At 50.5% G+C, this 21,839-nt stretch carries 16 protein-coding genes; 8 read left to right on the top strand and 8 right to left on the bottom strand.

Features of this window, described 5'->3' with window-relative positions; translation table 11 throughout:
• Window positions 1-5: 5 nt before the first annotated feature.
• The 3 genes from JIN82_RS14020 to JIN82_RS14010 all read right to left on the bottom strand — a co-directional run bounded on the left by JIN82_RS14020 (window position 6) and on the right by JIN82_RS14010 (window position 4,298).
• Window positions 6-962, bottom strand: a complete 957-nt coding sequence (locus JIN82_RS14020; RefSeq protein ID WP_200312288.1) for an AAA family ATPase — start codon at window positions 960-962, stop codon at window positions 6-8.
• A 116-nt stretch (window positions 963-1,078) separates the two neighbouring features.
• Entirely contained in the window at window positions 1,079-2,608 is a 1,530-nt protein-coding gene (locus JIN82_RS14015; protein WP_343221748.1) for an arylsulfatase, read from the bottom strand.
• A gap of 244 nt (window positions 2,609-2,852) precedes the next feature.
• The gene (locus JIN82_RS14010; RefSeq protein ID WP_200312286.1) at window positions 2,853-4,298 is read right to left on the bottom strand and encodes a sulfatase family protein; all 1,446 of its coding nucleotides are present in this window, start codon (window positions 4,296-4,298) and stop codon (window positions 2,853-2,855) included.
• 212 nt (window positions 4,299-4,510) lie between these two features.
• Between JIN82_RS14010 and JIN82_RS14005 the strand changes: the two genes are divergently transcribed.
• Together JIN82_RS14005 and JIN82_RS14000 are read left to right on the top strand one after the other, a co-directional pair.
• Window positions 4,511-5,281 (top strand): tetratricopeptide repeat protein, encoded by a 771-nt coding sequence (locus JIN82_RS14005; RefSeq protein ID WP_200312285.1) that lies wholly within the window; start codon window positions 4,511-4,513, stop codon window positions 5,279-5,281.
• 87 nt (window positions 5,282-5,368) lie between these two features.
• Window positions 5,369-5,929, top strand: a complete 561-nt coding sequence (locus JIN82_RS14000; protein ID WP_200312284.1) for a hypothetical protein — start codon at window positions 5,369-5,371, stop codon at window positions 5,927-5,929.
• 114 nt (window positions 5,930-6,043) lie between these two features.
• On the opposite strand, the gene carB is transcribed toward JIN82_RS14000, so the two are convergent.
• Complete coding sequence (gene carB, locus JIN82_RS13995) at window positions 6,044-9,244, bottom strand: carbamoyl-phosphate synthase large subunit (RefSeq protein ID WP_200312283.1); 3,201 nt, start codon at window positions 9,242-9,244, stop codon at window positions 6,044-6,046.
• A gap of 175 nt (window positions 9,245-9,419) precedes the next feature.
• Between carB and JIN82_RS13990 the strand changes: the two genes are divergently transcribed.
• Both JIN82_RS13990 and JIN82_RS13985 read left to right on the top strand, forming a co-directional pair.
• Window positions 9,420-10,166, top strand: a complete 747-nt coding sequence (locus tag JIN82_RS13990; protein WP_200312282.1) for a DUF481 domain-containing protein — start codon at window positions 9,420-9,422, stop codon at window positions 10,164-10,166.
• A gap of 206 nt (window positions 10,167-10,372) precedes the next feature.
• Complete coding sequence (locus tag JIN82_RS13985; RefSeq protein ID WP_234042043.1) at window positions 10,373-13,162, top strand: glycoside hydrolase domain-containing protein; 2,790 nt, start codon at window positions 10,373-10,375, stop codon at window positions 13,160-13,162.
• Window positions 13,163-13,344: 182 nt separating this feature from the next.
• Here JIN82_RS13985 and JIN82_RS13980 read toward each other — a convergent pair whose 3' ends face one another.
• From JIN82_RS13980 to JIN82_RS13970, 3 genes are all read right to left on the bottom strand, one after another.
• Window positions 13,345-13,887 (bottom strand): DUF4823 domain-containing protein, encoded by a 543-nt coding sequence (locus JIN82_RS13980; protein WP_200312280.1) that lies wholly within the window; start codon window positions 13,885-13,887, stop codon window positions 13,345-13,347.
• A 124-nt stretch (window positions 13,888-14,011) separates the two neighbouring features.
• The gene (locus JIN82_RS13975; RefSeq protein WP_200312279.1) at window positions 14,012-14,608 is read right to left on the bottom strand and encodes a flavin reductase family protein; all 597 of its coding nucleotides are present in this window, start codon (window positions 14,606-14,608) and stop codon (window positions 14,012-14,014) included.
• 75 nt (window positions 14,609-14,683) lie between these two features.
• Complete coding sequence (locus JIN82_RS13970) at window positions 14,684-16,042, bottom strand: sulfatase family protein (RefSeq protein ID WP_200312278.1); 1,359 nt, start codon at window positions 16,040-16,042, stop codon at window positions 14,684-14,686.
• A gap of 128 nt (window positions 16,043-16,170) precedes the next feature.
• Here JIN82_RS13970 and nudC point away from each other — a divergent pair, with 128 nt between their 5' ends.
• Genes nudC through JIN82_RS13955 form a run of 3 tightly spaced genes read left to right on the top strand, consistent with a single transcriptional unit; the run spans window position 16,171 to window position 19,327 of the window.
• Window positions 16,171-17,067, top strand: a complete 897-nt coding sequence (nudC, locus tag JIN82_RS13965; protein WP_200312277.1) for an NAD(+) diphosphatase — start codon at window positions 16,171-16,173, stop codon at window positions 17,065-17,067.
• A complete protein-coding gene (locus JIN82_RS13960; protein WP_200312276.1) occupies window positions 17,064-17,375 on the top strand; it encodes a putative quorum-sensing-regulated virulence factor in 312 nt (103 codons plus the stop codon). Before nudC ends, JIN82_RS13960 begins: the two co-directional genes overlap by 4 nt.
• Before the next feature lie 32 nt (window positions 17,376-17,407).
• Window positions 17,408-19,327, top strand: coding sequence for a RecQ family ATP-dependent DNA helicase (locus JIN82_RS13955; RefSeq protein WP_200312275.1), 1,920 nt, complete (start codon window positions 17,408-17,410; stop codon window positions 19,325-19,327).
• Window positions 19,328-19,389: 62 nt separating this feature from the next.
• Here the strand turns inward: JIN82_RS13955 and JIN82_RS13950 are convergent, their stop codons facing one another.
• On the bottom strand, window positions 19,390-20,892 hold the full coding sequence (locus JIN82_RS13950) for an alpha-L-fucosidase (RefSeq protein WP_234042042.1): 1,503 nt from the start codon (window positions 20,890-20,892) through the stop codon (window positions 19,390-19,392).
• A gap of 112 nt (window positions 20,893-21,004) precedes the next feature.
• On the opposite strand from JIN82_RS13950, the gene JIN82_RS13945 reads away from it, so the two are divergent.
• Window positions 21,005-21,826, top strand: a complete 822-nt coding sequence (locus tag JIN82_RS13945) for an AraC family transcriptional regulator (protein ID WP_200312273.1) — start codon at window positions 21,005-21,007, stop codon at window positions 21,824-21,826.
• The last annotated feature ends 13 nt before the right edge of the window (window positions 21,827-21,839 follow it).

Raw genomic sequence — 21,839 nt, 5'->3', positions numbered from 1 at the left:
TCTAACTACGCCACTGCAACGCTCTCTAGCACCTTACTAATCACATCGGCACGGCTGATGCCTGCGGCCTCGGCGGTGTAGCTAAGGTGCACACGGTGGCCTAGGCATGCTGGCGCGATGGCTTGCACATCTTCAGGAGAAACGTAATCTCGACCGTGCAGCCATGCTCTGGCACGCGATGCGGCATCGAGCGCAATGGTGGCGCGTGGGCTTGCACCCACCTCAACCCACTCTTCTAACTCACCACCATAACGAGCTGGCTCACGAGTGGCGATAACGAGGTCGACCATGTATTGCTCCACCGCTTCCGCCACGTGAATAGCATCTACTTCGGTACGAGCTGTGAAAATAAGATCTTGAGAAATGGCTGGCGCTTGCTCGGCTGAACCTGTGTTTTCAGCGCGCACAAGGCGGAGGATTTCCAACTCGTTAGCGGCCTGCGGGTATGGCACTGCTAGGTAGAGCATGAATCTATCCATCTGCGCTTCAGGCAGCGGGTAGGTCCCCTCTTGTTCAATTGGGTTTTGCGTAGCGAGCACTAGAAATAGCTCGGGAAGTTTGTGGGTTTTGCCAGCTACGGTGACTTGCTGTTCTTCCATCGCCTCTAGCAATGCCGCCTGCACCTTAGCTGGCGCGCGGTTGATTTCATCTGCTAGAATCAGATTGCCAAAAATGGGTCCTGGCTGGAACTCAAAGCTAGCAGTCTGCTCACGGTAGATCTCTGAGCCTGTAACGTCTGAAGGCAGCAAATCTGGGGTAAACTGAACACGGCTGAAATCGCTTTTTACCAGCTGAGACAATGTCTTGATTGATCGTGTTTTTGCCGTTCCGGGTAGGCCTTCCATGAGCACATTGCCCTTAGCTAATAAGGCAATTACTAAATGCTCAACAACAGCCTCTTGGCCAATTACAGCTGCATTCATTGATGCCTGTATTTGCTGAATAGATTCGTGCGCGGTCATTCTTTTCTAATCGTTAACCAGTTGGGTCAGCCAGCTGGTTGGTCTATCATAAATCAAAAACAGGACACTGGAAGCCAGTGCCCTGTCAGTAGCTAACTCTTTATTAAGTTAGGAAATTACTTAGAGCCGTTATTTTCGCTCATTTTCTCCATCACCTTGTCCAGTGAGAAGCTAGCAGCTTCCTGGCGAGGAGGGAATTCCTTGAATGTGCCAAGGAACTGACCCACGTAGGCTTGAGCAGGAACCAGCATGTATGCGCGGTCTAGCATCCAGTCGTAATAGGTATTAGATGTTTCTTCAGCGCGCTCGTATGGGTCGCGACGAAGGTTGAAGATCATAGGCACACGCAGTGGTACAAATGGATCCATCCAGACACGGAAGGTGCCTTGAGTTTTCTGCTCCATGAAGATAAACTTCCAGTCTGAATAACGAAGTGCAGTCAGATCACCGTCATCAGAGAAGTAGAAGATTTCCTTACGTGGGCTTGGCTTGCTGGTGTCAGCAAGGTGCTCGCTGATGTCGTAGCCATCGAGGTGCACTTTGTAGTCACGACCCATAGCCTTGTTAGTTAAACCTTTTTTCAGGTCTTCTTTGACAGTTTTGTTACCAGCTGCAGCGAGGAATGTAGGCAGCATGTCCATGTGGTGAACGATCTCGTTAGAGATAGATCCTGGCTGAATATGTCCAGGCCAGCGCATCACACAAGGAACGCGCCATCCGCCCTCCCAGTTAGTATTTTTCTCACCACGGAATGGAGTGGCAGCAGCATCAGGCCAGGTATTGTAGTGAGGGCCGTTATCTGTGGAGTAGTGAATGATGGTATTGTCAGCAATGCCGAGCTCGTCTAGCAGAGCGAGGAATTTACCAATGTGCATGTCGTGCTCAACCATACCGGCTTGGTATTCATCGGCGTGTGGGTATTGCTTAGCCACTTCAGCGCGTACGGTTTCAGATACGTGAGTACGGAAGTGCATGCGAGTACCGCTCCACCAGACAAACCATGGCTTGCCAGCTTTGTGGTTGCGGCGAATGAAATCGATAGCGGCATCAGAAGTTTCGTCATCGACGGTTTCCATGCGCTTTTTGGTAAGTGGGCCAGTGTCTTCAATTTTACCATCAGCTGATGATTTGATCACACCACGTGGGCCAAACTTTTTGCGGAACTCAGGATCTTTTGGATAATCTTCGTTTTCTGGCTCCTCTTCTGCGTTGAGGTGATAGAGGTTACCGAAGAACTCATCAAAGCCGTGGTTTGTTGGAAGATGTTCGTCGCGGTCACCGAGGTGGTTTTTACCAAATTGACCAGTGGCGTAGCCGAGGTCTTTGAGCATCCCTGCGATTGTTGGATCTTCAATCTGCATGCCTTCTTTGGCACCCGGAAGACCTACCTTTGATAGACCGGTGCGGAATACGCTCTGGCCCATGATGAATGACGAGCGGCCTGCAGTACAGCTCTGCTCACCGTAGTAATCTGTAAAAATAACACCTTCTTTGGCAATCTTGTCGATGTTTGGTGTCTTGTAGCCCATCACGCCCATGGTGTAGGCACTGAGGTTAGACTGACCAACATCGTCACCCCAGATAACTAGGATGTTTGGTTTTTTCTCTTCGCCTGTGAGGGAGGCCAGCGAACAAAGCGCAGCCATAGACCAGGCCACTAAGCTTTTTTTTGTTATCGTTTTCATTGTTATGCGTTAGTTATCTCAAACTTCGGGCAACGGGTATCCCGCCCGTTTGTTTGAAACATGTGGCCAATCTAATCACATTTCACTTAGAGTCCAATTATTTTTTCATACACAACTAAAGAAACCTAATTCACTGAAAAAGAAAAACTCCTCCAAGCTAGGCTCGAAGGAGTTAACAGAATTAATCGATCGTATAAATCTGTTATTATTTTCTTGTGAATGGTTTTGGGAAAAGTCCGACATCCTGAGGCATTTCGCCGTCCCAGTCGTCGAACATTTTCTGTAGCATCTTTTTCTTCTCAGGGAACTGCTCTGAGAGGTCGTTCTGTTCGCCGATGTCCTCGGCTAGGTTGAACAGGCGAGACCTAACATCTTTTGATGGGATTTTCTTACGATCACCGTTGCGCTCTTCTACCTCTTTCGAGTTCCATGTTAGTTTCCAGTCACCGTGGCGGATGGCGTAGTCATTCATGTAGCGGAAATAGAGAGTTTCGTGTGGTTTGCCTTCTTTTTTCCCCTGGATGTAAGGCAGGATGTTTTTGCCGTCGAAACCAGTTTCAGGTGTCGCCACACCGATGTGCTTCATCATGGTTGGCACGAGGTCGATAGAAATCACTGGCTCTTCGTACTTGGTGCCCGGCTTGATCTGACCTGGCCACTTCATAGCAAATGGCACACGGATGCCGCCTTCGTAAGTATCGCCTTTGAAGCCTTTGAATGGCCCCTTAGAAGACATCTTGTATTCACCTAGGTTAGATTTATCCCAGCCGCCTACACCAGCTGGGCTGCCGTTGTCTGCTAGGAAAATCACTGCGGTATTATCTGCAATGCCATTGCGCGCCAGCGCTTGATTAATCGCGCCCACACCGTCATCCACGGCGAGCACCATGCCAGCTAGAATGCGGCGGTATTTGAGGTCAATATCGCGCTCAGCGTCGATGCGATCGAGATAGCTATCTGGCACCTGCCACGGGAAGTGCACCGCATTGTAGGCCACATAGAGGAAAAATGGCTCATCCTTATTTCTATCAATAAAGCTAACGGCTTCTTCGGTAAATTTCTCAGTCAAATAATCACCTGTCTTATAGTCAACTTCTTCGGTATTGCGCATGATTGGCCAGAAGTCTTTCTTTTTAGAAGTGTATGGATGATCCGCACGGTAGAAATCGTGACCGCCGACGTAGAACCCGTAAAAATAATCCCAGCTACGGTTTTCCGGACGGTATTTTTCGTCGGCAAATCCAAAGTGCCATTTGCCGATCACACCAGTCTTATAACCAGCTTGTTTGAACAAATCAGAAGCCATTGGCTGGTCGACGGGGAATCCGTCTTTAGAAAATGCTCCCCAGTTACCACAGACACCAAAACGGTCTTGGTAGCGGCCAGTAATCAATCCGCAGCGTGATGGACCACAAACTGATGAGGTCACGTATCCTTGTGAGAACTGCACGCCATCAGCTGCTAGCTGGTCAATATTTGGCGTTAGAAAATCATTCGCGCCTTGATAACCAACATCACCCCAGCCCATGTCATCCACTAGGACAATAATGAAGTTGGTAGGCTGCTCAGCTGCAGCTAGGCTAGTTATGCCTGTGATTGCAGCTCCAAATAAACTCGCTACTTTAGTTTTTATCGTCATTCGTCCGGTCATAGTTTTGTATGTATAAGATGTTTACGAGCTGATTTTCCAAATCAGGACAATTCGTACTACCTATATATCGGTTAATCATTTAAATCAACTTCAGCAGCAAATCAATCACGCCGCCGCTCAACATGATCACCTCGCTAACATCAACGCTAAGATACTGGCTCTCAATAGCTAGCCTATTGGCGAGCACCCTCCCCAGCTGGGCGCATGGCGATTTGCACGAACGTATAGATGTTATCAGCCAGCAAATCACACAAAACCCAGAGATGCCGCAGCTGTACCTCGATCGCGCCGAGCTCAATATCCAACATGAGAACTACCTCGCGGCATCCTTAGACCTCAAGCTGGCTGAGAGATTTGCCCCAGACAGCGCAGCCATCCCTCTGCTCAGAGGGGAAATCTCATTCACCTGCCAGCAGCTGGCTGCGGCTGAAAAATTCATGCAACTGGCGCTCGACCGCTGTGCCACACTAGCGCGCCCACATCAAGTTCTCAGCCAGCTCGCCGAACAAGATCACGACTACGCTAAAGCCATTGACCATCTGCAAAAATACATGCAGCTGGCACCGCAACACGCGCTGCCTAACTACACCCGTTTGAGCCAGCTGGCATTACAAAATAATGACCCGCAGCTGGCGGAGCAGGCATTCCAGTTAGGCATCAAAAACAAAGGACCCGTGCCTTCACTGCTAGAGGCGCAGAGTCGGTTTTATTTCAGCGTGCAGCAGCCAGAAAATGGCCTTGCGGTGCTAGACTCTCTGGCCAAACAAACTCCCGCGCTCGCCTACCGGTGGAAGATTCTCGAAGCTGAAATGTGGCTGGAAAATAAACAGCTAGCCGCATCACTACAGGCCTATCAACAAGCACTGACACTCTGGCAGAAATTGCCAGCTAACCAACAGCAGAGGCCCCACATGCAATCCATTGGCCAAGAGATAGAGCGGCAGGTTCAAGAGCTAAGCATCCAGCTAGAGGAGAGTCGATGATGGCATAAAGGAACAATCGATTGTCCCGATTAACATCGGTGCTATTGACACTAACATTAGGTAAATTATAGATTCACGGCCTAACGAATGAGTGACAGTAATTCCCCCTATCAAACACCGCGGAGCTCTTCTGACGAAGTCATCATGCGCATGTTAGCCTTTGAATTTGAGCTGAATGGTGCGCAAATGATAATCACGGGATCATGGATAACTGGCACCGAATTGATCTATTGTAACAGCAAGCTCATTTCTAAAATCCGTAGCTTCAGAAAAAAAAGCCACCATCTCATCGAAGTTAACGGCCAGCGGTATCGGGTCGAAATTGAAATCTCAAAAATCAAGCATGTCCATTTGATTTGTAGCATTTATCAGCTTCATCACCTGATAGGTCGCTACCAGATCGTCACGGCAAATCCAGCGCCAAAGTCGGTGCGCAGGATTCTCAATTGCACCTATCTACTCATCTTCATTGCCTATGCCGTTTTTGCGGATATCTACAATCTGCCAGAAGCATATTGGGTTCTTCCCTGTATCATCATCATCGCTGGCATCATCAAATGGAAATCAGCTAGATATGAAACGGAAACCCTCTTTGAAGCCCCACGTAATGCTGAGCTAGAGCTCACTCAGCTAAGCCCAGCTAGCTAGAACTGCTTATGCCGCTCAGCCAGTTAAATCGTCGGCATGGCATTAGATACAAAAAGCGCCTCGGGGGCTCCCGAGACGCTTTAGAATTTAGTAATGCGATGTACTGCTAGAGTCTTACACCTGTGGGTGGAAGTCTTGCAGTGGAGTTACAGTGAACTCTTTAGTTTGCAGTGAGCGGATGGCTTTCACACTTGCTTCAGCTGCAGATAGGTTTGTGCAGTGAGACACTTTGTGTGTCACCGCGCCGCTGCGGATGGCAACTTCGTCGATCTTCGCTTCGTGGCTGCTAGGTGTGTTGATGATGAAGTCGATTTCGCCGTTCTTCATCATGTCGATCACGTTAGGACGCTTCTGCTCAGCCAGCTTGTACAGGCGAGTAGCTGGAATTCCTTCCGCCTTGAGGCGCTTGTATGTCCCGCCAGTAGCTTGGATTTCGAAGCCGAGCTCAACCAGATCGCGAGCGATTGGCACAGCGCGATCTTTATCTCTATCATTAACGGATAGGAATACTTTACCGCCTGTTGGAAGTGGGTTGAAAGCACTGATCTGAGCCTTTGCGTATGCGAGGCCAGGATCGGCGTCGATGCCCATCACTTCACCTGTGGAGCGCATTTCTGGTCCGAGCACGATGTCGATACCAGGGAAACGAGGCCATGGGAACACAGCTTCTTTTACCGAGAAGTGTGGTGGAATGATGGTTTCAGTAAATCCGAGATCAACAAGTTTTTCACCCACCATGACCTTAGCTGCGAGCTTGGCCAGTGAGATGCCGATAGATTTAGAAACGAATGGCACGGTGCGTGATGCACGTGGGTTCACTTCGATGACGTAGAGTTCTTCGTCTTTCACTGCGAACTGGATGTTCATCAGACCGCGCACATCTAACTCGATGGCGAGGTTCTTAGCAGCGATGGTGATTTGCTCTTGGATCTGCTCGCTGAGGCTGAAGGCAGGAATCATGCATGCGGAGTCACCTGAGTGAATACCAGCTTGCTCGATGTGCTGCATGATCGCTCCAACAACGGCAGTTTCGCCATCGGCGATACAGTCGACGTCTACTTCTGTGGCACCGTCGAGGAAGCGGTCTACCAGAACTGGACGCTCTGGAGATGCATCAACGGCTTCACGCATGTAGCGGCGCAGTTCATCATCTGCGTAGACGATCATCATAGCGCGACCACCGAGAACGAATGACGGACGAACCAATACTGGGTAGCCGATTTCGCTAGCTGCCTGCAGTGCTTCTTCTTCGTTAGTAGCGGTGCGAGCTTCAGCTTGCTTAAGACCAATCTTGTCTAGCAGTGCTGAGAAATGCTTACGATCTTCTGCGAGGTCGATGCTTTCTGGAGAAGTACCGATGATAGGTACGCCGTGACGCTTGAGGTCGGCAGCGAGGTTGAGTGGCGTTTGGCCACCAAACTGCACGATCACACCGTCAGGTTTCTCTTGGTCGCAGATGTTGAGCACGTCTTCTAATGTAAGCGGCTCGAAGAACAGCTTGTCAGAAGTATCGTAGTCAGTAGAAACGGTCTCTGGGTTAGAGTTGACCATGATAGTTTCATAGCCGAGCTCTTTGAGCGCGAATACTGCGTGAACACAGCAGTAGTCAAACTCGATGCCCTGACCGATGCGGTTAGGGCCACCACCGAGGATGATGATTTTCTTCTTATCACTCTCGCGAGCTTCGTTTTCGTCACCGTAGCTAGAGTAGAAATATGGAGTAGCTGCTTCAAACTCGGCCGCGCAGGTATCTACCAAGCGGTAAGTAGGAATGATGCCAGCTGCTTTGCGCTCAGCGCGTACTTCGTCTTGGCTGCAACCACGAGCGTGGGCGATCTGGAAGTCAGAGAAGCCGAGGCGCTTGGCCTTACGCAGGTCCATAGTCGCGAGCTGCTTGCCTTCTTCTACCACCTCGCTGAGGTGCTCGAGGAACCAGTAATCAATAGCGGTGGCGTCAAAGATTTCATCCACTGTCCAACCTTGTTTGAAGGCGGTGCACAGCCAGAAGATACGCTCTGCGTTAGGAACGTGCAGTTTTCGCTCGATGTCTTCGTAGCTAGGTGTTTGATGGCCTTTGCCGTCGTGGCCAAATCCAAAGCGGCCAGTTTCTAGTGAGCGCAGTGCTTTCTGCATGGACTCTTTGAATGTGCGGCCGATGCTCATCGCTTCGCCGACAGATTTCATCTGAGTCGTTAGTACTGGATCTGCAGTTGGGAATTTCTCGAAAGTAAAGCGAGGAACCTTAGTGACCACGTAATCGATAGTCGGCTCGAAGCTAGCTGGAGTTTCCTTAGTGATGTCGTTACGCAGCTCGTCGAGTGTGTAACCAACAGCCAGCTTAGCAGCAATCTTAGCGATTGGGAAACCAGTCGCTTTAGATGCCAGCGCTGATGAACGAGAAACCCGTGGGTTCATCTCGATAACGATGCAGCGGCCAGTCTTAGGATCTACTGAGAACTGGATGTTTGAACCACCAGTCTCCACACCAATTTCACGAATCACAGCGAATGAAGCATCGCGCATGATTTGGTACTCACGGTCAGTAAGTGTCTGAGCAGGAGCTACAGTGATAGAGTCACCAGTGTGCACACCCATAGGATCGAGGTTTTCGATCGAACAGATCACCACGCAGTTATCAGCGCGGTCACGCATCACTTCCATCTCGTATTCTTTCCAGCCGAGAAGGCTCTCTTCGATGAGCACTTCAGTCACTGGAGAAAGATCGAGACCACGTGTGACGATGGTTTCAAATTCTTCTTTGTTGTAAGCAATACCACCACCAGATCCACCAAGCGTAAACGCTGGGCGAATGATCAGTGGTAAGGTGCCAATTTCCTCGGCAATCTTACGAGCGTCTTCCATGTTGTGAGCTACCCCAGACTGAGGAACGTCTAGGCCGATCTCCAGCATGGCTTCCTTGAAACGCAGGCGATCTTCACCTTTATCGATGGCATCGGCATTGGCGCCGATCATCTTCACGTTATGTTTGTCTAGTGTGCCGGATTTAAATAAATCCATAGCCGCATTCAGAGCAGTCTGACCACCGAGAGTCGGCAGCAATGCGTCCGGCTTCTCTTTAATGATGATTCTTTCAATACACTCTGGAGTAATTGGCTCCACGTAAGTTCTATCGGCGAACTCCGGGTCAGTCATGATGGTGGCTGGATTGGAATTAACCAATACCACCTCAAAACCTTCCTCGGCCAGCGCCTTACAGGCTTGTACACCTGAATAGTCAAACTCACATCCCTGCCCAATTACAATTGGGCCCGCTCCTATCAGTAGGATTTTTTTGATACTTGTGTCCTTTGGCATCGCGCGTTGCTAAATTTGGAGGAGTGTCGCGACAAATGCTCACTTGTAAAGACTGGTCTGCTTCTAATTGCGATTTTTTTTCTCCTGCGCTTGCAATAGTCCTCTAACGCACTAAAAACACAACCTTCCCCCTCACCTCTAATCACCCCTCACAAGACCTACCAAACAACACCCAATGACTAACACCAAATTCATCCTAGCCGCTGTGCTCACAGCCAGCGCAACCGTCGGCCAATCCTTTGCTGAAGAATCAGTTAAAGAAGAAAGCGCCGCAACTCCAAAGTGGGAAAACAGCGTCGACCTTGGCCTCTCACTAGCTAAAGGCAACACTGACAACCTGCTCATCAAGGCTGGCTACAACACCATCAAAAAGGAAGAGTTCGATACCTACGCACTCGATGCCTCCTATGCATTTGGTGAAGAAAATGGTTCAAGAAACCAAAATGAATTTCTTTTCAACTCATCATGGCAGCGACTGCACAGTGAGAAAATGTACAGCAAACTCAGCCTCATTGCGCGCCACGACGAGTTCGCCGACATCGACTACCGTGTCTCACTCAACGCCACACTCGGATACTATGTGATCAAAAATGATACCACCGAGCTGTCATTCGAAGCTGGTTTGGGTGTCACTACCGAAGACAAAGGCGGCGTGCAAGACACCTACGCTAACGGCGTTGTCGGTGAGCACTTCAGCCACAAGTTCAGCGATGCTACCAAACTAACGCAAAACTTTGTCATCACTCCTCGCCTCGATGATTTCGATGACTACCACTGGGTATTCGACCTCGGCATCGAAACCGCCATCACCGAAACCATGAGCCTCAAGTTTGCTTTCGAAAACAAATTTGAAAATCAACCAGCTGCCGGCAGCGAGCGCAACGACCTCAAGCTCATCACCGGACTCTCATATAAGTTCTAAGAAACCTAACTACGTTTCACTCCGCCCTACCTCCAGCTAGAGGTAGGGCTTTTTTGTTTTTCCAGCTAGCTGGTAAAAAATAATGCCCCGCCACAGGTCGTCATTTTGTTTTCACAAATGAAAGTTAAATTCATATTCGACATGTTAAATTTTCTCCGACTTGTCTGATTAAAGAAGCTCAGCAAATATGCTAAAAGCGGGATCACTTGGCCCACACCATCTATTTCACCATGACACAAGCACACCTCAAACTCTTTACCATCACCCTCTGCGCCAGCTCGCTAAGCTACGCCGAGGACATGGAAAATGTTCCCGTTGACGACATGCGCGCGCAGCAGCAAGCCATCGAAAACTCCATCATGATCGATGTCGCCAGCCCCGCTGAGCTGGAAAAATTCAGCGCCAAACTGCAACGTCCCATCCTCACATTCGGCGAAGACCGCAGCAATGGAATCCGCCCATTCATCGGCACGCCAAAACACTGGCTGGCTGATGGACATAAGCAGCTAGATAGCTTCTCAGGAGTCGCCCAGCCCGGCGAATTCTACGTCTTCCAGGTGGGCGTCGTCGCCGTCGGCGATGAAATCGGCCCGCTGCAAGCGAGCTTCGAAGACCTATCAAGTGGTGACAGCAAAATCACCGCCAACAAATTCCGCTGCATCAGCCTAGGCGGCACCAACCTCGATGGCGAAAAATTCACCAAAGACATCACCGTTGCCAAAGGCGGGCTACAAGCACTCTGGTTTGGCATCGATCTGCCAAAAGACCAGACCATTGGCAGCTACACCGGCCAGCTCGTCATCTCCGGCGGCAAATACAAATTCCCCGTCCAGCTCAACATCGACGTCAAAGGCGACGTCCTTGAAGACCACGGTGATAGCGACTCCAGACGTCTCTCCCGACTTCGCTGGTTAGACTCCACGCTCGCTCACGATGACGACGACGTTTTTGCACCCTACACACCGCTAGTTAGAAAAGACAAACGCATCGACCTGCTAGGTAAATCACTCACCCTGGGAGAAAACGGCCTACCAGCTGGATTTGATTCCTACTTCACCGAGGGCAACATCAAGATTGGCAAACAAGCCACTTCCTTCCTCTCATCCCCATTCCATTTTGTCATCGCCACCAAAGACGGCGAAATCAAACTTCAGCCAGAGTCATTAGATTTCACCAAAGACAAACAGGGGCGCATCGAATGGACCGCAAGCTCAGCTGGCGACGGCATCAAACTGCGCACCGAAGCCTTCATGGAATTCGATGGCTTCCTCCGCTGCAAAAATTACATCACCGCCACCCGCGATCTGCAAATTGAAGACATCCGCTTAGAAACCAGCACTGATGCTAGCAAACCAACCTACATGAACGGGCTCACCTTCGAGGGCAAGCGCGTCAATGAAGACATCAACTGGAAATGGGATCCTAGATACAATCAAGACAGCTTCTGGATTGGCCACGTCAACGCCGGATTCCGCCTCCAGCTGAAAGATCAAAACTTCCGCGCCTCACTGCCTAACATCTATTTCAAACTCCAGAAACTCGTCATGCCCGAGTCATGGAGCAACGATGGCAAAGGCGGCATCACCATGCAGCGCAAGGGCGATAAAATCAACATCACAGCCTACAGCGGACCGCGTTCCATGAAAGCTGGTAAAGAACTGCTCTATCAGTTCGACATGAACCTAACGCCGTTCCACACCGTCGATACCGACAAACATTTCTCCACCCGCTACTACCACACCGGTCCCGGCATTAGATCTAACGACTGGACCATCGAGCAGATGAAAGAAGCTGGTGTGAACGTGCGCAACATCCACCACAACAAGCTGGAGAACCCAACCATCAACTACCCGTACTTTGACGCGTCGCTCCCGCACCTCAAAGAATACGTCAAAAAAGCTCACGCAGCCGGCATCAAGGTGAAGCTCTACTACACCACCCGTGAGATCACTAACAACATGCCTGAGCTGTTCGCCTTCCACAGCATGAATGGCGAAATCATTCTGCCGGGCCCAACAGCCGCCAAAGACGTGCGCACCGGCACCAACCGCAATGGTCCACACGAGTGGCTGCTTGGCACCATCGGCGATGGATTCATCCCGGCATGGCGCGAAACACTGCGCGGGCCCTACAACGGTCTGCTCGATCTATCCATCATCACCACGCCGGATTCACGTCTCGACAACTTCTACATCGAGGGGCTCAACTATCTCATCAAAGAAGCTAACATCGACGGCATCTACATCGACGGCACCACGCTGGATCGCAAAACCCTCCAGCGCGTGCGCCGCCTGCTGCTGGCTAACAACCCTGACTCACGCATCGACATGCACCTGTGGCGCGGCAGCTACAGCATTCCGTCTGGCTATAACAGCGCCATGCTCAACTCGCTCTACCGCATGCCGTATTACGACCGCGTCTGGCCCGGCGAAGGCTACCGCTACCATGCAGATGCCGACAACTACCTCATCGAAATCTCCGGCACCCACCTCGGTCTCGCCGGCGAAATGCTCCGTGGCGGCGGCAACCCTGGCCGCGGCATGGTCTTTGGCATGACGAACCGACTCGGCTGGCACGGCGAACCGCGCGACGTCTGGAAAGTCTGGGACGAGTTTGGCATCATCGGCAGCGAAATGTTTGGCTGGTGGCGTGCTGATTGCCCGGTAAAATCTAGCAACGACAAAATCTATGCCACCGCCTACCTCAAAGATGGCGCCGCGCTCATCGCGCTGGGCAACTGGAGTGAAGAAGATGAATCCACCACCCTGGACATCGACTGGAAAGCACTCGGACTCGATCCAAAACAGGTTACCATCGAAGCACCTGAAATCGGCGAATACGCCAAACAAAACCACCACTTCGAGAAAAAGAAAGAGGTGAACCGCAAAGAATGCAATACCCCATTCTACCTGCAAGATGCCGCCAGCTATCAGCCTAACGACGCTATCAACATCCCCTACGGTCGCGGCAAGTTGCTGATCATCAAACAGAAATAGTTTTCTTAAAAATCAATCATCCCGCCAGCTGTGACCCATCGTCCAGCTGGCGGGATTTTTTTCTAAATCTAGCTGACTCAATCTATCATCGCCGCGCCAGCTGGAAATAGAAAAGCCCAACCGCATAATAGCGATCGGGCTTTATCAAAAAATTGTCCCTCAGCTAGACGCTGAGTCGAAGCCTAATAAACGCTCTTGTAGTAGCGCTGCAGAGGATCTTTCAGCAAACTCTCTGGAGACACTTCATCTCCAAATACCTTACCTGTCCCCTGCAACAGCATGGCGTCTACCTGCTTGCCACTAACGGACTCGTAAACTGACAGCTGAACCTGCACCGCACTGCGGTTAGCGCCCCAATCAGTACGTTTGTCATCCCAGCGGATGATAGATGGATAGATCAAATACTCAGCACCGTTCTGCTGCGCATCATGCAGTGCTACATCTAGCATTTGCACGCTCGTGCCACGCATCACACGTCCAGCAAATGGCTTCAGCTCGTTAGCGATAGCCGCTGCCGTTGCGCGCCCTGAGTTAGGGTTGGTAGATTTTGCCGTTACGCGGTCAGCTGGCTGAGCGACGTAGACGTTAGCTCCACGGCGCAGCTTACCACTTCCAGCCTGGTCTTCTGCTACCTCTTGGCCGTCGTGAGTTTCCACATCTGTGCCAGCACATGAGGCCAGCAAAAAGCTTACTGCTGCCATTCCAATGAGTCCTTGATACTTCATGGCTAATGAGAAACGAAATCCTCTAGCATATGTCAACCTTGAACCGAGCTATACCATTTGAGCCGATAAATCGTCTGAATGGTGAACTGGATTTTCCACTAGCCCATGGCGAGAGCTGGGCTACTCAACGTTTTATTTCATACAAATCTTCAGTGCCACAATACCAATCCGGCGAAGCCATGCGACCAATCGGCGCATACGCATCCACATTAAAACGCATCGTTTGCGGATCAAACAAGCCATCGCGCACGTGAATGCAGTGAACGGTGCCTATCACTAAGCGGTTCTGACCCACCTCCACCACCGAGTGCTCGCGGCATTCCATCGCTACCGAGGCCTGAGCAATACGTGGCACATCTATCAAATCGCTAGCTAGCAAATCTAACCCGAGCCCGTCCAGCTCACTCACACCGTGGTCTAGCGGCGCCGCCGTAGCCACCATCTGCTGGCCCAGCTGGCGCTCTACCATATGCACCACAAACTCGCGGCTGCGGCGGATATTGCGCGCTGTATCTTTAGGAATCCCAGGCTCTTTATTGCCCGGAGCAAATACCACTAACGGCGGGCGTGAACCAAATACATTAAAAAATGAAAACGGGGCCGCATTCACCGAGCCAGCCTCATCCACTGTGGTCACCCAAGCAATCGGCCGCGGCGTGATCAATGCTGACAAAATGCCATAAGCTTGCCCCGCGTGCTCGCCATCTAAATCTATCTTCATAGCAGCAGCCTAAAAACAACCACGCCAGCTGACAAGCACGATGGCCAGCAGCTGGCCATCTACTCAGCTAAATGTCTATTGCTCGAACTGCGCGATCACCTTGCCCAGCTGTTCCATCACGTCGCGCTGCACTTCTGTCATGTCGTCTAGCTCTAGCGGATAGACTTCTTTTACATCTTCAGCTAGATTGAAAAATGACCCGTCATCATAAAGTTTGTAATCATGGTTTCGCGCCCAGATTTTCTTCATTTTCCCATTCGGACCAGAGGGTGCGTAGAAACAATACAACCATTCACGCACATTGCCTTCCTCGCCTATCAGCTGTGGATAGAAACTCACGCCATCCAGCTTACCATCGGCATTAATCTCAACCCCAGCCATCTCACAGATCGTTGGGTAGATGTCAGAAAAATCAATCAAGTTATCATTAGCCTGACGTGATTTTATCTTGCTAGGCATGCTAGCAATGAATGGCACATTTGTTCCCCAATCAATGGTTCTCCTCTTCGAACCAACCACCTCTGTGCCATTGTGCATTTTCGAGACCACTGGATTATCCGTGCCATTGTCACCAGTGAATATCAGCAAGGTATTATCGCGGATTCCAGCTTCCTCCAGCTTGGCCACCACTTGACCAACAATCTTGTCAGTGTAGCTCATCATCTCGGGGAAATATTTAGCATCCCCTTTGTATTCGGTGATGCCGTTAGACTTAGGATCCCAATCAGCGGAGTCCGGTGTGGGCCCAAACGGACAATGCGTTAGCAACATCGGGTAATATAACAAAAACGGCTTGTCTTTGCTGCGCTCGATAAAATCACACGCGTAATCAGCCAGTACCTGCGGGCCATATTGGCCACCTGTATATTGCTTGAGCTCTGTCACCACCTTGCCATTTTCATCTCGGTGCGTTTGCTGCAGCCACGGGTTTGCAAAACGTGTATCCTCATTTTGCCCCTTCAATGTACGACCTTCACGGTGCTGCCAAAGCATGGCTTCATCAAAACCAAAATGGATAGGCGAATCATCCTCATGCCCTAACTGCCATTTACCTACTACCGCAGTGACATAACCAGCGTCTTGAAATTCGTGTGCAAATGTCCGCTGGCTGCGGTCCAGATGAGCAAACTTCACGTAATTGCGCGCGTTCGATTTACCAGTCATGATTTTCACACGCGACGGCGTGCACACTGGCTGAGCGTGGCAGCTATCAAAACGCATACCACTATCCGCGAGCTTATCGATATTCGGTGTCTGATAGGAAACGCCACCATTCGCGCCGATGCATTCATAACCAAGGTCATCCGCCATGATCAAAACTACGTTAGGCCGAACCCGCTCTTCGTCAGATCCATGTACAGCCATAAATGTGGGCGCCAAAACCATGGCTAGCAAAGCTCGTCTCGTATGCATCAGACTTTGTTTCATATGCATGATAATACATTATATAGCTCGCAAGTCTTCCAAGTGAAAAGCTAATAGCACGATTTCCGGCGACTCCTTCACCTGCATCTGCCCTTGCAGAAATCGCCAGGCAACGCCATGCTCAGCATTCTCCAGCTATGCAAAGCCAGCTCAAAAAATCGTGGAATTTCGCCACCCACCTGCGCAACCAGCAAAACCAACTCCAGCACGCCAAGCTGCAGCCAGATGCCCGTATCCTCGCCATCTATCAGCATAAGGTGTGGGTAGAAAATTTGCCCTCAGCTCCGCAGCTGATCAACTGCCCAGCTGATTTCCAGCCAGCTGACGAGCAACTCACCTTTCTCGGTCTCGACGGCCAGCAGCCTTATTTCTCATTTTGCCTGAGTGACGCGCAAGCTAACAAACTGCTAGAATCACACCCAAACTCGACATTCACCGAGCTCAAACCTATCGCCCCGCTGCTGCCAGCTGGTGATGCCGAGCTCGCCGCCTTAGCTTGTTTTTCCAGCCACTGGCACCAGCGCCACCAATTCTGTGGTGTGTGCGCCAGCCCGACCACTATCAGCGACTCTGGCCACCAGCGCCAATGCTCTAACGATGAATGCGACGAGAGGTATTTTCCCAGCATGGACCCTGCGGTCATCATGCTGGTGACTAAGGGTGACCAATGCCTGCTAGGAAGATCCTCCAGATGGCCAGACAACATGTACTCTACCCTAGCTGGATTTGTAGAACCCGGAGAAACAGCCGAGCAAGCCGTGGCGCGTGAGGTCGATGAAGAAGTTGGCATTCAGGTAGAAAATGTCATCTATCAAAATTCACAATCCTGGTTATTCCCCTACTCACTCATGCTCGGATTCCGCGCTACCGCTAGCCATTCTCAAATCAACTATAACCCAGCTGAAATCGAAGACGCCCGCTGGTTCACCCGCCAACAAATTCTAGCTGGAGAAGTCGATCTGCCAAACCCAGCAGCCATTTCCTACCAGCTCATCACCGCATGGCTCAACGAAGCCAGCTCATCCCAGCCATGATCACAGAAATTGACCGCGATGATTTCCGCAACTTGCTAGAAGAAATCTCTAACTGCTACATGCCCTTCGGCAAATTTGGCCCCAAAGATTACCCCCCGCGCGGAGTGCCCATCTACGATCTACCACCGGAATACCTCGCCTGGTTTGCTGAGCGTGGATTCCCCAAAGGACGCCTCGGCGAACTCATGCAGCACGTCTGTGTTTTCAAAGAAACTGGCATGGACATGCTTTTCGAACCCATGCGTAAACGCAATGGCGGGCGCACCCGGCTCAGCAAAAAACCATCACAAGGAAGTTTCGACTTTTAAATCACATCCTCTTCTAATAGAAAATTTAACCCATGTCTCAGCCAGCTGATCTTTTAAAAACCCACTTTGGCCACGAATCATTTCGCCCCGGCCAACAAGCTGTGGTGCAAGCATTGATAGATGGTCACAGCGCAGCCGCCATCTTTCCTACTGGCTCGGGAAAAAGCCTGTGCTACCAGCTACCAGCGCTCTGCTTTGACGGTCTAACGCTTGTCGTTTCCCCGCTCATTGCTTTGATGAAAGATCAGATCGACGCGCTGCAGAAACGTGGTATCGCCGCCGCTCGGCTAGATTCATCATTAGACGAAGATGAATACAAACAAGTGCTGCAAGACATCCGCTCCAACCAGCTGAAATTGCTCTACGTAGCTCCCGAGCGACTCGGCAACGAGCGCTTCCTTGCGCAAATCAAAGGTATCACCATTTCATTGTTAGCGGTTGACGAAGCCCACTGTATTTCCTCGTGGGGACACAACTTTCGCCCCGACTACCTGAAACTCGCCATGGCAGCTAGCCAGCTGAATGTTGAGCGCACACTCGCGCTCACCGCCACCGCCACGCCACCAGTCATCGACGACATGGCCCGTGAGTTCAAGATCCAGCCAGAGCACGTCATCAACACAGGGTTTTACCGCCCTAACTTAGGCTTAAAAAATACCACCTGCAGTAATGATGCAGACCGTGACAAGAAGCTGGTAGACAACATCCAACAGCGACCAAAAGGTCCATGTGTGGTCTATGTCACTTTGCAAAAAACCGCCGAACGCGTCGCCGCCATGCTGCGTGAACACGGACTCCCAGCTGAGCACTACCACGCCGGCATGGCTGCTGAGCAGCGCGCCAGCGTGCAAGACCAATTCATGGCTAGCGACACCGGTATTGTTGTCGCCACCATCGCCTTTGGCATGGGGGTAGATAAATCCAACATCCGCTACGTCTATCACTACAACATGGCCAAAGGGTTTGAATCCTACATGCAAGAAATTGGCCGCGCTGGCCGCGATGGTGAGCCAGCCATCTGTGAGCTGCTCGTCTGCGCTAGCGACCGCATTGTGCTAGAAAACTTCGTCTACGGCGATACGCCAGATCCCCAAGCAGTTAACGACCTCATCGATTATCTGCTAGATGGTGGCGACGAAATTGACCTCGCCATTCACGATCTAGCAAGACGCTACGACATCCGCAACCTCGTCGTCAATACCCTGCTCACCCGCCTAGAGCTCGCTGGCGTCATCCGCGCCATGGGTGCCTACTACGGGCAAATTAGCTTCAAGGCACTACGCAGCTCTAGCGAGATTCTTGGTAGCGTTGACGAACGCCGTCAGGCATTTCTCAAAATCATCTTCAGCTGCGCTAGCAAAGCAAAAACCTGGCTCACGCTAGATACTGGCCTAGCCATGCAAAAACTCAGCTGTGACCGCGAGCGCATACTCGCCGCCATGGACTGGTGCCACCAACAAGGGCACATCGAACTCAAGCTACAAGGGTACCGGCAGCTATACAAAAAGCTTCCTAACGAAATTGATCGCGACCAGCTGAAAGCGCAAATTGCCCAACAATTCCTCGATCACGAAAACCAGGAAATCGAGCGCATCGACATGATGTTGGAATACGCCGCCAGCCATCAATGTCTGACTCAAAAAATCCTCGATTACTTCGGCGAAGAGCGGCCACCCTGTGGTCATTGCTCACCCTGCCGCGGGCATTTTCCTGAGCCTCTAGCTGAGCTAGAAAGCCAAGCTGAAATACCAGCTAACACACTTAGCCAGCTAGCTGAACTGCGCGCCCAACATCCACAAGCACTCGCCAGCCCACGTCAGGCAGCTCGCTTTCTCTGCGGGCTATCATCCCCAGCTAGCAGCGCCGCCAGAATCCGCAGCAACCCACTATGGGAATCCTGCCAACACCTGCCCTTCCGCCAAGTCATGGAGGAGCTAGCTGGCGAGATCTAATAATAAAGCAAAGGTAGACTACCCGGCGCTGCGCCGGATAGTCAGCCAAAATTGCTAGCAGCTTACTTCGCTGCTTGAAGCTTAGGAATTTCTGCTCCGAAGCTGAGCTTGAATGGGTAAGCAAATTTGCCTTCACCTTTTTCAGGGCAAGTGATGTGCAGGCCTTGTTCATCTTGGCTCCATGACAGCTGGCTATCTGAACCTACAAGATTGATAGTTTTCAGCCCGCTAAGATCAAACTTTCCTTTGCCAAGTGTTGTTACTGTTAGCTTGCCGTCTTCTGGCCAGCCGAGAGCAATAGCAAAAAGGTCTTTGTTATCTTTGCTGCGGGTAAAGCGAATGTCTTTGCTGCCGTAGTTATATCCATTGCGGTGGATTTCCTGACGGTTTTCTGCGGTACGCACAGTTGGGCCTTCACCGAAAACATCAAATGGTCGAGTCGCATAGATGGATTCGCCATTTTGTTTGAGCCAGCTACCAATATCTAGCAGTCTATCTGAGTATTCAGCTGGAATAGTACCATCTGCCTTAGGGCCGAAGTTGAGCATCATCACACCATTTTTACTAACTACATCGATGAGCGAGTCTACCAACTCGTCTGATGGCCAGTAATCGTCGTGCACTGAGTAGCTCCATGAATGCTTGCTGATAGAAGTATCACACTGCCAGACATTTGGGCTAACTTCAGTTTTACCACCACGCTCGTAGTCTTGAACGGCAGCGTCTACTGGTAAGACTTTACCTTTGAAATTCATCACCACACCTGGAGCACCGTAGCTCCCTTGGCCGTTCTTTACCGCATGGTTGTAGTAATAAGCGGCAAACCTTTGTGGCTGGCCAACAAAGTGGTCTCTTATCGCTATATTGTTCCAGCCCCAGTCGAAGTAATACAGGTCTGGGCTATATTTATCTACCAGCTCAGTTGTTACATTCCACCAGCGATTCAAGCCCCATTCATCCATCTTCTCGCTGCCGCGACCGTAGAGGTCTTCATATTCTTCCGCCCAGTCACCGCCAAATTTGAACATGTGATCGTAGTAGGCATTGTTAAATGCGAAGTGGTTAGAGATACCAGTTCTCAGCCCACGCGCTCTAGCAGCGTCAATCAACTCTTTAGTGAGATCTCGCTTAGGACCCATCTTGGCGGCATTCCACTTGGTATGCTCACTGTCGTACATGGCAAATCCATCGTGGTGCATGGAGACCACGGTGTAGAATTTAGCGCCGGCGTTCTCAGCTAGATCCATCCATTGGTTAGCGTCGAATTTCTCAGCTTTAAACATTGGGATGAAATCCTTATATCCGAACTCGGTATTGTCACCGTAGGTCTTTTGATGGTGTTCGTAATGCCCGTTAGCATTGGTTTGATCGTACATGTGGCGCGGGTACCACTCCGCCGCATGAGTGCCGCCAAAGGCTGGTACTGAATAAACACCCCAATGAGCCCAAATACCAAACTTTGCATCCTGGTACCACTCAGGCACTTGATAGTTCACCAATGACTCGTTAGTAGCTTGATAGCTTGTTTCTTGCGCCGAGGAGACGCCAGTGCTCAAGGCGATCATCCCTACTCCATTTATTATTGAAACTATCTCTTTTTTCATAACGATAAATTTTAAACTATATTAGTAATACCTTTGTAGCTAGATATTCTATATAGTAATAGTTCACCATCTTATGTCAAAAAGTAACATGCTAGATGAATGGGGCACGCTTCCTGACAGTAAGCTTTCAGATCACTCGATCCAGCTGGAGGAATGCCACTGCCAGCATGTTGGTAGATACTGGGAGAATGTGCAGTACTTCAGCAGCACGTGGCGGCTTTATTACAATCACGATGCTGGCGGACGTGTCTGCATTGGCAATGTATGGCATGAGATTCATCCAAAAAACCTCTATTTAATTGCTCCTGGCACTAATTTTCTAACTGACCAAACGGGGAACCCGAAACAACTTTATGTGCACTTTCTGGCGGGACGGCCATTTCACCAATGTAACCGAGATATCTTTGCATTTAAGCTGGATGAGTTTTCGGCGCTGCAGATTCAGACCATCTGCGATTTGATAGAATCTAATCAATCACCATTTTCACCGCCGCTGAGTATGAAAATTCTCTCACTCTGTGGCTACCAGCTGAGTAAAATTCCAGCTGACGATCTGATGCAGATCTATCACGACTCACGGATTGAAAAACTAGTCTTCCAGCTGAAAGCCTATCCACATGATCCACTGAGCGTAGAGGATATGGCGACGATGTGTCACTTATCTCGCGGTGGATTTCTGCGTTTATTCAAGCGCTGCACAGGATCGACTCCCCATCAATTTTTACTCACGCTGAGACTAGAAAAAGCGAAGTATTTGCTAGAACATACCGATACGACGATTGAGCAGATCTCCATGCAATGTGGTTTTGCTGACCGCTTTCATTTTTCACGCTGCTTCAAAAAATGGCATGGTGACCCGCCGAGCCGCTACCGCGAGGCGAGTCAGTTGAAATAAAACTGTGCTTCCA

Origin of the sequence: Persicirhabdus sediminis (genome assembly GCF_016595495.1) — a bacterium.
In the GTDB taxonomy this organism is placed as follows: domain Bacteria; phylum Verrucomicrobiota; class Verrucomicrobiia; order Verrucomicrobiales; family Akkermansiaceae; genus Persicirhabdus; species Persicirhabdus sediminis.
The sequence above is the reverse complement of the archived record's forward strand: the minus strand, read 5'-3'. Positions and strand labels throughout refer to the sequence as shown.

What these genes read in the sequence shown, in the direction of transcription:
- JIN82_RS14020 (WP_200312288.1), bottom strand. Translation starts at nt 962, where the DNA reads ATGACCGCGCACGAATCTATTCAGCAAATACAGGCATCAATGAATGCA.
- JIN82_RS14015 (WP_343221748.1), bottom strand. Translation starts at nt 2,608, where the DNA reads ATGGCTGCGCTTTGTTCGCTGGCCTCCCTCACAGGCGAAGAGAAAAAA.
- JIN82_RS14010 (WP_200312286.1), bottom strand. Translation starts at nt 4,298, where the DNA reads ATGACCGGACGAATGACGATAAAAACTAAAGTAGCGAGTTTATTTGGA.
- JIN82_RS14000 (WP_200312284.1), top strand. Translation starts at nt 5,369, where the DNA reads ATGAGTGACAGTAATTCCCCCTATCAAACACCGCGGAGCTCTTCTGAC.
- carB (WP_200312283.1), bottom strand. Translation starts at nt 9,244, where the DNA reads ATGCCAAAGGACACAAGTATCAAAAAAATCCTACTGATAGGAGCGGGC.
- JIN82_RS13990 (WP_200312282.1), top strand. Translation starts at nt 9,420, where the DNA reads ATGACTAACACCAAATTCATCCTAGCCGCTGTGCTCACAGCCAGCGCA.
- JIN82_RS13980 (WP_200312280.1), bottom strand. Translation starts at nt 13,887, where the DNA reads ATGAAGTATCAAGGACTCATTGGAATGGCAGCAGTAAGCTTTTTGCTG.
- JIN82_RS13975 (WP_200312279.1), bottom strand. Translation starts at nt 14,608, where the DNA reads ATGAAGATAGATTTAGATGGCGAGCACGCGGGGCAAGCTTATGGCATT.
- JIN82_RS13970 (WP_200312278.1), bottom strand. Translation starts at nt 16,042, where the DNA reads ATGCATATGAAACAAAGTCTGATGCATACGAGACGAGCTTTGCTAGCC.
- nudC (WP_200312277.1), top strand. Translation starts at nt 16,171, where the DNA reads ATGCAAAGCCAGCTCAAAAAATCGTGGAATTTCGCCACCCACCTGCGC.
- JIN82_RS13960 (WP_200312276.1), top strand. Translation starts at nt 17,064, where the DNA reads ATGATCACAGAAATTGACCGCGATGATTTCCGCAACTTGCTAGAAGAA.
- JIN82_RS13955 (WP_200312275.1), top strand. Translation starts at nt 17,408, where the DNA reads ATGTCTCAGCCAGCTGATCTTTTAAAAACCCACTTTGGCCACGAATCA.
- JIN82_RS13950 (WP_234042042.1), bottom strand. Translation starts at nt 20,892, where the DNA reads ATGATCGCCTTGAGCACTGGCGTCTCCTCGGCGCAAGAAACAAGCTAT.
- JIN82_RS13945 (WP_200312273.1), top strand. Translation starts at nt 21,005, where the DNA reads ATGTCAAAAAGTAACATGCTAGATGAATGGGGCACGCTTCCTGACAGT.